Annotated in this window: 12 protein-coding genes; all 12 read right to left on the bottom strand. The window is 36.9% G+C overall.

What is annotated here, in order from left to right; translation table 11 throughout:
- Positions 1 to 177: 177 nt before the first annotated feature.
- Positions 178 to 630, bottom strand: coding sequence for a tetratricopeptide repeat protein (locus tag ACTJJF_RS20400; protein WP_312302766.1), 453 nt, complete (start codon positions 628 to 630; stop codon positions 178 to 180).
- 2 nt (positions 631 to 632) lie between these two features.
- Complete coding sequence (locus ACTJJF_RS20395) at positions 633 to 1,271, bottom strand: hypothetical protein (RefSeq protein ID WP_312302765.1); 639 nt, start codon at positions 1,269 to 1,271, stop codon at positions 633 to 635.
- Positions 1,271 to 2,641 (bottom strand): PAAR-like protein, encoded by a 1,371-nt coding sequence (locus tag ACTJJF_RS20390; protein ID WP_312302763.1) that lies wholly within the window; start codon positions 2,639 to 2,641, stop codon positions 1,271 to 1,273. The genes ACTJJF_RS20395 and ACTJJF_RS20390 overlap by 1 nt, the downstream gene beginning before the upstream one ends.
- Positions 2,634 to 3,704 (bottom strand): LysM peptidoglycan-binding domain-containing protein, encoded by a 1,071-nt coding sequence (locus tag ACTJJF_RS20385; RefSeq protein ID WP_312302760.1) that lies wholly within the window; start codon positions 3,702 to 3,704, stop codon positions 2,634 to 2,636. The genes ACTJJF_RS20390 and ACTJJF_RS20385 overlap by 8 nt, the downstream gene beginning before the upstream one ends.
- Positions 3,705 to 3,711: 7 nt before the next feature.
- A complete protein-coding gene (locus tag ACTJJF_RS20380) occupies positions 3,712 to 5,883 on the bottom strand; it encodes a type VI secretion system Vgr family protein (RefSeq protein ID WP_440700832.1) in 2,172 nt (723 codons plus the stop codon).
- Positions 5,884 to 6,083: 200 nt separating this feature from the next.
- Positions 6,084 to 6,497 (bottom strand): type VI secretion system tube protein TssD, encoded by a 414-nt coding sequence (gene tssD / locus ACTJJF_RS20375; RefSeq protein WP_047097882.1) that lies wholly within the window; start codon positions 6,495 to 6,497, stop codon positions 6,084 to 6,086.
- Positions 6,498 to 6,862: 365 nt separating this feature from the next.
- A complete protein-coding gene (locus tag ACTJJF_RS20370) occupies positions 6,863 to 7,414 on the bottom strand; it encodes a YdcF family protein (protein ID WP_440700831.1) in 552 nt (183 codons plus the stop codon).
- Between the two features lie 80 nt (positions 7,415 to 7,494).
- On the bottom strand, positions 7,495 to 8,361 hold the full coding sequence (locus ACTJJF_RS20365; RefSeq protein WP_312302751.1) for a lytic transglycosylase domain-containing protein: 867 nt from the start codon (positions 8,359 to 8,361) through the stop codon (positions 7,495 to 7,497).
- 77 nt (positions 8,362 to 8,438) lie between these two features.
- Positions 8,439 to 10,934, bottom strand: coding sequence for an ATP-dependent Clp protease ATP-binding subunit (locus ACTJJF_RS20360; RefSeq protein WP_440700830.1), 2,496 nt, complete (start codon positions 10,932 to 10,934; stop codon positions 8,439 to 8,441).
- A 229-nt stretch (positions 10,935 to 11,163) separates the two neighbouring features.
- Positions 11,164 to 11,835 carry a hypothetical protein gene (locus ACTJJF_RS20355; protein ID WP_312302746.1) on the bottom strand — a complete coding sequence of 224 codons (672 nt, stop codon included), beginning with the start codon at positions 11,833 to 11,835 and terminating at the stop codon, positions 11,164 to 11,166.
- Between the two features lie 461 nt (positions 11,836 to 12,296).
- Positions 12,297 to 12,512: a hypothetical protein gene (locus ACTJJF_RS20350; protein ID WP_440700829.1), complete on the bottom strand. Its 216-nt coding sequence runs from the start codon at positions 12,510 to 12,512 to the stop codon at positions 12,297 to 12,299.
- Positions 12,513 to 12,697: 185 nt separating this feature from the next.
- The gene (locus ACTJJF_RS20345) at positions 12,698 to 13,306 is read right to left on the bottom strand and encodes a hypothetical protein (RefSeq protein ID WP_440700828.1); all 609 of its coding nucleotides are present in this window, start codon (positions 13,304 to 13,306) and stop codon (positions 12,698 to 12,700) included.
- Between the last annotated feature and the right edge of the window lie 21 nt (positions 13,307 to 13,327).

The following is a 13,327-nucleotide window of genomic DNA, read 5'->3' as shown; positions in this document are numbered from 1 at the left end:
ATCCCAAAAAAGTAGAAATTTAGACGGTGACTCGCCTATTTTTCTCAATCCCCCTTCAGAGCGTCTTTCCAATTATAATCTAAAAAAGAACGGGAAGCAATGTCTGCAGCCAGTTCACGGCTTGTCAGAAGACTCTATTTTAAAGTTTAAAGCACAAAAAAGACCTTTTCAGGTCTCTTACTTTATTGTTTGTTCCAATGAATCTAAAATCTGCAGATTTCTTTTACTGTTTGGGTTTCCTGATTTTTCAGCTTCCTGAAGGAAAAACTTTGCATTCTTCAGATTTCCTGTCTGAAGATAGCAGTATCCTAAAGAATTTAAAATTTTACTATAATCCTCCAAACTGTAAGCTTTTTTATTTTTGTAGGCCTCCTCAAAGTTAACTATTGCTTTATCATAGTTTTTTAGTTCTAAATAGGAAGCTCCTAAAGCCATAGGTGCATCAGGATATTTGGCTTTGTCTACTTTGCTAAAATAAAATGCTGCCAGCTCATACTGCCCTTTTTCATGCGCAGTCCATCCATCATCATAAAACTGGGTATCTGCATCTGTAAAAATTGCATTTTTAGCAATAACAATAATAAAGCCTAAGGCAATGATTCCGATAAGTATGAGGAATGTTTTTTTCATTACTATATAATAAAATTAATAATATTTATAAATGATAAAATCCAAAAAATATAATCATTCAGTTTAGTAAATCTTAATTCACTCTGTATTTCAAGAGTTTTAAATCCAACCTTTTTAATTAATAATTTTAACACAAATGGGGTTAATAGAAAAATTAGAAAAACCCACCAGCGATAATTATATTTCCATATATCTGACAGAAGAACAAATTTATTAGCCTTTACATTAATTTTTCGAAGTCCAAAAAAAGGAATTGATTCTAATTCGTTTAGTTTCCCTCCAAAAATATCTTTTCTGTATGTAATTTCATTGTTTTCAATCTTCATATAATCCCTGTCCCGAATATAAAATGAAATATCAAGTTTTTGATCTTCCTTATTAATTCCCCATATCCATGTATTCACACCTTCCAAAATTCCAGGATATACACGACTGATTCTTACATGATCCTTTACAAAATTATAGGTAACTGTTGTACTTCTTCTGCTTGAATATACTGTACTTTGGTTTTCAGCTTGTCTCCAGGTTATATATTTTATGTGAGAAAAATCGTAAAGAGAGGCTGCAATGGTATAAAATGTATATAGTACCCATAAATAGATAAAAAGAGGATGTAAAAAATCTAAATTAAGTTTTCTCATTAATCTTTTCCAGCTAGTACTGTTATTTTTGCTTTGGCAGCTGATTCTTCATTTTGCAATGCTTTCATTAAGTCCTCAGCCTGTCCCTTTAAAATAAAATTTGTTACTCCTTTATAAGCATCCTGTAACAATCCCATGTAGAAACCACCTCCTTGTACACCTCCTTTAGCACCTCCTTTAGCGGGATCAAACTTAGGCCTTCCAAAGTTATCTTTTAAAGCTCCTATCCCTGAATTATATGCCATATTACCAGATCCTTTTAAAGATAAATCATTTTTGGAATATTGAGAATTAGAAGTAAATTGATTTTCTTCAATAACCTGATACCTTCCTCCATAATCTGAACCTGTCACCACTCTATAAGACTCACCGACATTAGGATTTCTTCCTGGTATTGCGCCATCAATCCTATTTCCGGTTGATGTTTGTACAGGTCCTCTCTCTTCAATATCATCTAAACGGACAGACTGGGATGTTGTCTGTTCATAATAGGTAGACGTCCTGTTTCCTATCGTTTCCTTTCCAACTCCTGTTGCTCCTCCTACATCATTTGCATGTTCATAAAGAGCCTTATCACCATTGGAATTAGCTATTCTATGATTTTCCACTATCTGTCCTGGATCAGACTCAAAGCCATCTACATATTTTTTAACTGTGTTTCCATCACCAGTGGGAATAATAGAATATAATCCACCTTTAGTCTGGTCAATTCCCCAGCCTACACCGTATGCAGTACCTGTTGTCAAAGCAATGCCTCCTAAGTAGTTCCATCCAGCCGTAGCTCCAAAGGTTACAAAAGTAGTTTTAGCTGTAACTGCCGTAGTACCTATTGCTGCCAATGCCGGATATAGGATATAAGAAAGAGCTATAACCCCCACAGTATTTATGATGGTTCTGCCTATTGTAAGATCAGTAAACTCATCAGCTGCTTTTTCAGAGTAAAGGATCATGACATTGCCTCCTAACCTACATGGTATTTGAGAATTTTCCAGCAACGGATGCTTTCCAACAGTTAGAACATTCGTATCAAAAGGTTTCCAACTATGAAGGAACATTCCGCAAATTGACGGTATTAAGGAGATGCCTGCTCCTGCTGCAGCTCCTGCTGCGGCAATAGCTGCAACAGCTAAAGCTCCACCAGATATTACAGATCCGGCAACAAGAGCCAGTCCTGCTACCGCACCCACTATGGCACCTATAAGAATCATTTTACCACACATAAAATTGCCTCCAGGTCTGTCATCTACAGTTGCCTTAAGATATCCCCCGGCAATAGTTACTTTTCCCTGACTGGTTACTTTTATCTGTTGCTTTTTCATTCCGTTGGAGCACACCAGCCATGCCCCATCTGGTACGTATAACTTAGCCATTTTTGTTAATTTTTAAGGGTTCGATTTTATGTTCTGTCAGATGACTGTACTTTCCAGATGCCTGTTCTTTAATTTTAGAATAGCAAAATATCATTTTACTCTGTGATATATCAAAATGGTATTCTACAGACCAAGTCAATGAATAATTATATTCTTCCTCTAAAAAAGCCTTTAATTTAGTGTTATAGATCTCTCTTAAATGCCTATTTTTATTAGGATCAGCTTCTGAATAAAATTTTATTTTTACCAGACTCCCTTCTTTTTCCACTCTTCTTTTCTTAATAAGAATCACTTTTTCATTGGCAAAAATCTGTGACATATATTCTTCCTTGTCTAACTCGATAAAAGTATTTAATTCTGAATACTCATGAAAAAAATCATTATGAAACAAAGTATAAAGAGTATTATTCTTTATTAGGGGAAAAGTATCACTAAAATCTTTATCTCCACCTTCAATCATATTCTTTTCTTCCAAAGTATTTCCTATTTCTGGATTCAATTCTTCTTTCAAATTATCCCAGGCCTTATTTATTTCATCCTGATTGACAAGAGATTTCATAGCACCCGTAGGAAAAAGCTCAATAACCAAATGTTCCATTGGTTTATTAAATTTCTGCATGTACTCAGCAAACTGACGATAAATAGATTTAATATATTTTACCTGATGTGATTTCTGCTGAATATCACCGTAAAAAACATTCTCTTTTTTAATTTTGCTGTATTCCCACACTATTTCTGTTTCCGAATCTATCATACTATTTCCGGAAACTTGCATATCTATATTCTGCCTGATCAAATATTGATTAGGGCTGATTTCTTTCTGTATGAGTAAAACTTTTTCAGTAGATAATAAATCTTCTTTTCTCTTCTTCAGAATCTCTACAGAGTCAGGAATAATAATAAATTTTGACCAAATAGGCAATGACAAATCATCTTTAATCCATTCATGAGGTCTTGAATAATTATTATGATAGTCTCTTATTTCAGAAACTGTTAGCCCCAATTCATCTGCAATTGAATTTAGGGTATCTCCATTCTTTAAGTAATATTTATGCAGCTCCAATGCTTATTTAATTTTCTACGATTTGACTTCCCGATATTATAGTATTTCCGCTGAATAAAGCTTTTGCCGGGCTTGCACCTTCTATTGATGATGAAGTTGTTCCCTTTATTTCAATAACATCACTTTGAATGGTAATTTTCCCACTTGTAATTTCAATGTAGCTGGTATCAGACACTTTTATCTTCACTGAGGTTTTCCCACTCAGATCAATAACTCCATCACTACCCATTGTAAGAACACTTTGCTCTTCTCCCACAGTATGGGTGCTTTTTGAGGTGACGTTAACAGTACTGTTATTTCCAATTTTTACTGTACTGTCGTTTCCGATGTCTTCCTTGCTGTTGTTACTTACCTTTGTATCTATATTTCCCGTTCCGCTCAAAGTAACATGGTTTCCGCTTCGGTCTTTAATCTCAATTCCGCATCCGTCATGAAACTGGATAATATTTCCGCTTTTACTGCTTAAGCTCATGATATTATTTCCGGCGCCTCCACCGCCTCCAATACCTCCATGGTACATTCCTCCCATTACAAACGGGCGGTCAGGGTGCTGGTGTACGAAATTGACAATTACCTGGTCTCCTACTTCGGGTACAGACATGAAACCACGGTTCTTATTGACTTTATCACTGCTTCCCGCATCGGGTGACATGACACGGATAAATTCTGAGATATCAGGACCGTTCTGCCAGTCAAACTGTACCTGAACTCTTCCCTGATTCAAAGGATCTGTATTGGAAATCACTTTGGCAAACTGGGCTTCTGCTCTTGGGGTTTCAAATTCCGGCCGTGGGATAAAACCTGTATCGGCAGCAATTGCTTCAAACTGGCCGTCATAATATCCTCTTGCATCTACTTCATGGGTAACTTCCAGAATCATCAATTTGGTAAAGTAAGACGTATCACTACTGTCTGCCTTACGCATTTCGATATCAGCGGTACACCCCGGATAAAGGAAAGGTACTGTTGTAGTTCCTGAAGTAATAAAAACTTCTGAGGCTTTACTTCCTGCGGTTCCCTTCTGAGAAGCATCGATATCCATAAAAGATGAAGCTTTGATGGGAGCAACTCTTAAAGAAGGCGTAGTAAAGGTCTTTTCTGAGATTTCATAGGCCCTTCTAGCGATATCAGAGGTATGGTTTATTTTTGAACTTCCGGCGGTAAGCTTTTCATTCTTGCTGCTGTTATAGCCATAGAAAGTCGGGCTTACATGCTGTGCTCTCATTTTGATGGCAATATCACTTACAGTGCTTCCATAAGTAAGCTTTACAGGTTTCTCCTGAGGTGGAAGTTTTCCGAAGTGCAGCACTTCCCCGTCATAGTAAAACTGCTCACCGTAAGCTTCCGCCATTCTGGCAAGGTAGTTATAATGAGTTTCTTCGTATTGTGAGCTGTAGGAAACATTGCCATACTGGGCATCTACCCTGAAGTCAAATTTATTTTGTCCGAGGCCTTCTCTGATCACATGATCTGCAATACTGTTCAGGCTCACCGGCTGGCTTCCTCCAAAGCTCTGAATATGCGGAGCGGCATCCAGAAGTACAGTGGGGCTATATCCTTTAAGTACGATATTACCAAGACTTCCCTTTTCCTGGCTGAAGCCTACTTCCGTCACTACTCCTACGAAGTTTCTTTCTGCCCCTTTATCAATATCTTTATATTTAAAAACGACAGTAATTCTTTTTCCTAAAAAATTCTGAGCGTTTTCCAGGTTATGATTTTCAGCACTTCCTAAGGTATCATGGGCAAGTGTCAGATGAAATTCATGATGTTTGGCTGCACTCTGCACCAGTTTGAAATGTTTGAAATGCTTAATCATCTGTCCTTCGATGATTATATCCAGCTTCACCACACGGTTGATACCGGCAATAATACTTTGGGGGATGGCTTCGGCATTGTGTATTTTTGAGGTAGGCTGTTTGGCCCACACTTTATTTTCAACAATAGACGGGTTGTTCGGAACAAAAGTCTGGTTCATAAACATATCTGCACCCTGTACAGTGCTTATCCCCTGTTGTCCGGCTTGTACGGTATTCTTTACTTTTTCTCCCGTTTTCTTCAACTTTGCATCTGTTTTTTGGGCAATATTTTCCTTCACTCCATTCTTCAACTTCTCTTTGCTGCCTTTTACATCATTCTCCGGGTTCTCTACTTTAATTGTCTTGTCATCCTGAAACATAGCGTTTTGTGTTTAAATTAACTATTAAATAAACTGCTGATAATACAGCATACACAGAATCAAAAAATATAGGTTGAAATCTTAGTATTCTATAAACTGGGTTAAAAATCCAGCACACTGTACATGGAAAAACAGAACAGCATACTCTTGCAAGCCGCTGTTCTGTACCAATTTTATTTTTACTAAGATGATGAATAGGCTTATTTACCTGCCGAAGGCCATAAACCATCGAAACGGGAAGTTCCGTAGTCAATTCCTTCTGCACTGATTACGAAGCTGATCAACATGCTGTTGCTGTCGATAGCGTCGAAGTCTACTTCGTGCTGGATCACATATCCGTTTTCCCATTTAAGGGTGATCAGTGTTCCTTCTTCGTGAGATTTGTTGAAAACAATTTCTCCTACTGTAGGCTTATATTTTCCGTTTAGTAAGCTTTCAAGAATATCTGATTTTTCAGTAGCTTCTACTGTAACTTTGATTAATGCATTGGAAGGATCTGATGCTACACGTCCGGATACGTCTGTAGATCTCGATACGCTGTAGTTCATTTTTAATAATTTCTGTCCTTCCCCGTTGTTGAATTTTAAGATTCCTCTCGAATTTCTTTCTGCCATGATTTGTAAATTTTAATCGTTAATAATATTTTGTGATTCGGTGATTGTGTAGCAAATATAGAGGCTCTTTTTTTCTAAAAAAAACTTTTCACCATAAATCTGAAAAATTGTAGTAGTTCTACGATTTCTTGTCGTAATTCTACGACATTTGACTTAAACAATAAATACAAACAACTAAAAACCAGTATTTTAAATATAAATCATAAAATCAAAAAGGATCATATTTTTCCACTTAAAAGAGAAATATTAATAATTTTTAATAAAAATTAGCAATCTTTTAACAAATGATTTAATCAAAAAAATAAACCACTGTTTGAAAAAATAAATGTTAACTCAATCAGGAAAATTGAAAAAACAAAGACCTGCTACCCAAAATAGTAAGCGAAAAATTCTCTGAAGACTGAGTAAAAATCTCTTATTTCAAAATATTGCGGACTTGAACTCTCAATAGCATAGAACTGAGCTTTTTTGAAGAGCTTTTTAATTCTTGTCTGATGATAATACTGGGAAACGGAAATAACTTTTTTAAAATGCAGACTGTCAGATATCCGGATGGTATTTTTAACGGTCATTTCAGTATTGTTTCCGTCATTATCCACAATGATATCTTTCTTTGCGATATGGTTTTTCACAAGATATTCCTTCATTTTGTTTCCTTCCCAATAGCCTTCTTTGCCCAATCCTCCGCTTACGAGAATCTTTTTTACCCTACCTGAAGTATATAATGCAATACTCTGGTCCATCCGGGCAGCCAATCTATCCGATAAGGTACCATCTTCATTGACTTTATTTCCAAAAACTACAGCGAGATCTGCTTTTCCCTGTCTGTCAATCAATCCGTCTGCGATGATGTAAGCACTATGAATAAAGAACCATAGGAACGGTAACAGGAGAATATATTTTAATTTATTTTTCATCCTTTAAGCTTTATAGAATACAATAGGATCTCCTTTAAAAAAGAAGATCCTACTATTTTATGCAGATAACATGTACTACCTTATTGCTGAACAGCAGCTCCTTCTTTTATGGAACGCATCAGTATTTTATTCTTTCTTAAGAGAAAATCAGGCATCAGATCCGTTGGCAGATAGAGGGTACTTTCTCCTTTTTTCTGTAATTCTTCTTCAATTCCGGGATTCCAGGCAAGAATTTTGTCAATATCTACGTTCAGTTCTGCAGCAACGACCTTCAGATTAAACCCGGCATTGATATCTGTTTCGGAAAGAACCTCATCTACCACTTTACGGTTTCCGTTTTCAAAGAAAACTTTATGAAGTCTCGAAGAATTATAATTGCTCAACACACTTTGAAGTTCACCTGTAGCATAGCATGCATTCAGATATTTCTTCACGTGATTGATGGTTTCTCCCGGAAGATATTTAGAAAATTCATGGTACTGAGAGGAACCTGCTGCCTGCATGGCTTTAGCGATATTTCCTTCTCCACAGTTATAAGCAGCCACTACCGTTACCCAATTATTGTATTTTTTGTAAAGATTACTCAGGGAAATTGCAGCTGTCTTTGTACTTTTATAAATATCTGTGCGGCCCTGCTCGGTAAGCCCGTATTGGTTCGCATGTGCGGTCATAAACTGCCAGATTCCCACTGCTCCGGCTCCTGAAGTAATATTTCTGTTAAAATGGGATTCTATAAGCGCAAGATTTCTCAGATGTTTTGGAAGCCCCTTCTGAAGAAGCAGCTGCTCAATAAATTCTACAAGATCTTTATTGGCATTAATGATTCCCTTATACTTTTTCACACTGCTTTCCGAGGTATCAGAAGCAGCAAGAAACTGCCCGTTTACAAAGACAGTTGTTCCCATTAGCAGTAAACCTGTAAAGATATTCCTGACAATCGTTTTCATTTTAAATGTATTTAATAAGCAAAAAAGGTAAAAAGGCTCAAAGGCAGGTTTGCTGTTAAGCCTTTTCACGGTATCATTTAATCTACTTTCCAGCTTAATTTATCTTCTTCTTTATTCCAGTCTACGTGTATGGTCTGGCCGGATTTTACTTCTTCTCTCACAATCATTTTAGAGATTGGTCTGGCAAGCTGTGCACGGATCACTCCTGAGATCTGTCTCGCACCATATTTGCTGCTGAATCCTCCCAATGCCAGGTTTCTTACGGCATCATCACTGATCTGTAAAGCAATTCCTAATCTCGTCAGTGAAGTATGGAGTGATTTCAGCTGGATATTGAAGATTCTTTCTGCAATGGACTCCGTGATCGGTGCAAAAGGAATGATCTCTGTAATTCTCGCAAGGAACTCCGGTCTGAATCTGCCTGAGTTTGACATGATCTGCATCAGTGCTGATGATTCCGGAACTTTTCCTTCTTCAAACTGTTTTACAATTTCTTCACTTCCGATATTGGAGGTAAAGAGAATCAGAGCATTGCTGAAGTCTCCTTCTTTGCCCAGTTTATCATGTACTTTTCCTTCGTCCATAATCTGAAGGAATACATCAAAAACGGAATGGTGGGCTTTTTCAATTTCATCAAATAAAACAACGGTATAAGGCTGTTGTCTGATCTTATTGACCAGCATCCCTCCTTCTTCATATCCTACGTATCCCGGAGGCGCTCCATATAGCAAAGCTGCGGAATGTTCTTCTTTAAATTCTGACATATCGAAACGTACCATGGCCTTTTCATCGTTGAAAAGCAATTCTGCCATAGATTTTGCCAGCTCCGTTTTACCTGTTCCGGTAGGTCCTAAAAGGAAGAAAGATCCTATCGGCTGTCCCGGTTTGTTTAATCCGCTTCGGTTTTCTACGATAGCATCGGAAAGGATTTTTAAAGCATGATCCTGTCCTACAACCCTGTTTAGGAGAAGGGATTCCATATTCAGGAGCTTTTCTTTTTCCTGTGCCTGAATTTTCCCGATCGGGATATTGGTTTTGGCAGCCATTACAGCAGCCAGTTCCAGGCGGTCTACTTTTTCTCTTTTCTTTGCAGCATGCTGTAAAAGCTCTGCATAAGTATCTTCAATGATTTTCTGAATCTGGTCTACCGGCATAGCGTTATCCAGGGCAGGCTGTTCGCTCAGGGATCCCCAAAGAATAGGGCTTATTTTATCCCTTAGCAGGTTATACGTCCAGATCAGCTCATCAGCTTTGTCTTTGCTGTCTGCATATTCTTCTTTTAAAATAGCATCATAGCTTTCTTTCCAGCTGTCCAGTTCTTTTTCTGAAAGCTCATCAAGCATTTTGATGGCTGCCATTGTCCGGTCTAATAAATCAATTGCAGCATCCGGTAATTTTTTACCTTTTGCATATCTTTTTGCCAGACGTACGCATTCCGGAAGGGCTGTTTTTTCTACCTCGATACCATGGTGCTTTTTATAGCCTTCAAGAAGTACATCGATCATTTTCACACAGGTCTTTTCATCCGGCTCATTAACGGTTAATACCTCGAAACGACGGTTGAAAGCCTGTTCCGGTTCTATAATTTTTCTGTATTCTTCCTGGGTAGTCGCACCGATTACAGTGATTTCCCCTCTTGCCAATTCAGGTTTCAAAAGATTAGCTACGTTTCCGATGCTTCCTTTCGGGTCTAAAAGGGTGTGGATCTCATCAATGAAAAGGATTGCTTTTTCAATTTTTTTACATTCATTGATCACTTTCTTCAGGCGGTCTTCAATTTCTCCTTTATAAGAGGTTCCTGCAAGCAATGCTCCGGTGTCCAGCTCTAAAAGAGTTCCGTTTTTAAGCATTTCAGGAACGTTCCCTTTTGTAATTTCAATGGCAAAACCTTCTACCAATGCTGTTTTTCCTACTCCCGGCTCACCGATAATGATTACGTTCGGTTTGCTTCTCCGGCAAAGGATCTCTACCAGCATTCTCAACTCTTTATCTCTACCGATGATGTTTTCAAGCTCTCCTTTTCTTGCCTGTGCTGTTCTGTCTACACAATAGCTTTTAATGGAAGGAAATGAGGAATCTGTATAATCTGATCCGTTGGAAAATATTGATGAGAAATCTCCATCTTCTGAAACGGTGAAGGGTGTATCTTTTCTATACAGGTTAAAGATTTCATATTCTCTGAGCGGAAGTGATTTCAGCTGTTGAAGTGAAAAGACCACCTGAGGTTTTACAATGGCTGTCAGAATACAGATGGGCGTAATCTCATCCAGCCCCAGTTTTAAGCGGATGTCATCTGCTTCTTCTATAAGGGTATCTACAGCATCGTCCTGTCCTACTTCATCCGGCAGGTGAGCTGTTTTAGGATATTCTTCAATACGGACGTCTGCCCATTCGTAGAAATATCCCGGATCTTTATCTATGCTTTTCAGGAATTCATTGAGGCCGATATCTTTATGCATCAAAGCCTGCAGAATATGCGGACCTCCATAAGTTCCATTATAATTTTCCTTCGCTATCGACTGAGCAATATGAAATAGTTGCTTTACTGTTTCGTTGGTTACTAGTACTCCCATTTATAATTTTTCTTATATTAATATATTTGCGTTCTGTTTTTGATCTTATTTCCGGATCATCTGAACATGTTCCGGAGATTATTTTTTAGTGTCTCTAAAATTAAATATTTTATTCTAAATGAGATAAAGATAGTTAATTCTTCTATCAGAGAAGTAATAGAGGCTTTTTTCTTTTTTAAACGGTTGCTGCAACCATCTATACATCACCCATTTCAGGATCTGAATGAGCTTAAATATTCAAAAAGTACAATAAAATTAAACTTACCCACTGCAGGCCTATATAGATATAGAAAATCATGGCCGAAGGTTCTGCCAGCTCGTGCAATTTTTCAATAAGGGTTGTTTTAATGATATCATAGAAGTTGGCATGCTCATCTCCCAGATTCAGTTCTTCAAATTTTATTTTATTCAAAGCATAGCCCAGAATACGTTTGAGGATTTTATTTTCTGAGCTGTTCCTGAATTCGTTCAGAAGTTTCACTTTGGCCAGCGCATAATCTGCACTGGTACGAACTACTGTGGGCTGATTGTTTTTAAATTTATCCAGTACCTTATCAATAAAAGGAATCAGAATTGTTTTCGTATGGTCTTTGAGCAGTCTGCTGATGATTCCTGCCATCGCATATTTGGTAGCAAAAACGGCAATTACAAACGGGGCAATAATGATCAGCAGATAGAAAAGTCCTGCTGATACAGGTTTAGCCATAACCGTTGCCACTATAAATGCGAGAGCTCCACTGTGGCCCAGTGATGAGCCTAAGCTTTCTGCCAGAATATAAATTCCCAGTACGAGGACAGTAATAGTCGAAATTATGCCTATAGCATAGATCTTAAACAGGCTGAAGATGAATACAGCGGACAGTTTTGAGAAATATTTCAGGTGATCGGTGATTCTGTTCATTGATGGTGTTGAAGGTATCAAGTTATGGTTTCGCTTTTCAAGATAAGAAAATTATGAAACATAGATATTTAGGTTGTAAAGTTAATTTAACATTTTTTAGGATAGGAAGCCAGAAGCTGGAAGAGGGAAGTTTTGAAAGTCGCATAGAAAAGTAATTTCCTGCCTCCTGCTGCCATTTTAATCTCGTTTTCAACCAGACTCAGATCACACTATTTTAATATTGTTTCAAATCAGAGAAACTCAAGTCCTTAATTTTGGGTAATGCATTGATTTTTATTCCTTTTTCTCTTTTGTTTAGAATTTTATCTGAACCCAATTCCTGATCAAACTCTACTATGGTTTTTGTTAAAAAATTAATTTCAGTTTCAGACGTTGTGTTTTTCCCATCCCAAATTACCCGTGATATTTTAATCAGTTCAAAATTGTTCTGCTGATATCTGAATTCATATCTGCTTTTCCGGTTATTGATTATCAGTCAACATTTTTAAGCTACCTTCTTCAATAAGAAAATCCGGAATAGTGTTCCTGCGATGCTGTCCTTTTTTATCTTTAGGATATTCGCTTTCTATTAATTTTGTTGAAGAAACCACCCGTTTGAGTTTATGGCCGGGCTGCGTAAGGAATATCTGTAATCTTAAGGGTCTGGTTTCATCTTCCAGGTCCATTTCTACAATCACCCGGTCATTCGTTTGTCATTATTTAGGTCGCCTTCTTCCGTTTGTACCTGAAATGTGTAATTATCTTTATTTGTATGTTTCTGTGAATATAAATTAGCACATACAAAAAAAGGAATATAATAGCATGTAGTGATATTTCTTTCATGAGTGTTTGTTCTATTCTGACAGTTGAAATATAAACTTTATTACAAATCATATTCGAAATAGTAAGCTTTTTGTTTCTCATGATCATACCAGAACATTTTATGAAAACTCTTCCCATCATTAGTGGAATCCCATGAATAGCTCTCCAGCTCATTAATTTTCCTCTTGTCCCACCAAAAGAAATCGTGTTGTAACCCTTCCGGATTATTTCCCTTCACACTATCTTTCATCAGGCTATGATAGTTTATTATTTTTGTTGCAGTTTCAGAATTACAGTTAAATGAAAACATATAATCTGCATCTTGCCCGATAGCATCATCAAAACAATATATATTTTTCACATCAGGAGTAATCTCCACTTTTACAAAGTTTCTAAAATTCTTTTTGTTTGCATCTGTATCTGGTATATCACTGTCAAATGTTGGAAATACTTTTTCAACGGCACTTTTGGTAATTAGCACTGTTTTTTCTTTACCTTTTTGTAGTCCCAGATACAATGCATATGCCCCTATACTAAAACTTATCAAAAAAGAAAGAACAGCCAGAATAAATAAGCTTTTTGTCTTCTTAATAAAAGTAAATATTAATATCACTATGAAAAGAATCAAAAAGATTATTGCTGCAACTATCAGGATAATTAATTTTATCATATTATTTTCTAACGCGTATTA

Source organism: Chryseobacterium sp. 22458 (assembly GCF_052044975.1).
Lineage (GTDB): Bacteria > Bacteroidota > Bacteroidia > Flavobacteriales > Weeksellaceae > Chryseobacterium.
This window is presented reverse-complemented; position numbering and strand designations above follow the sequence as displayed.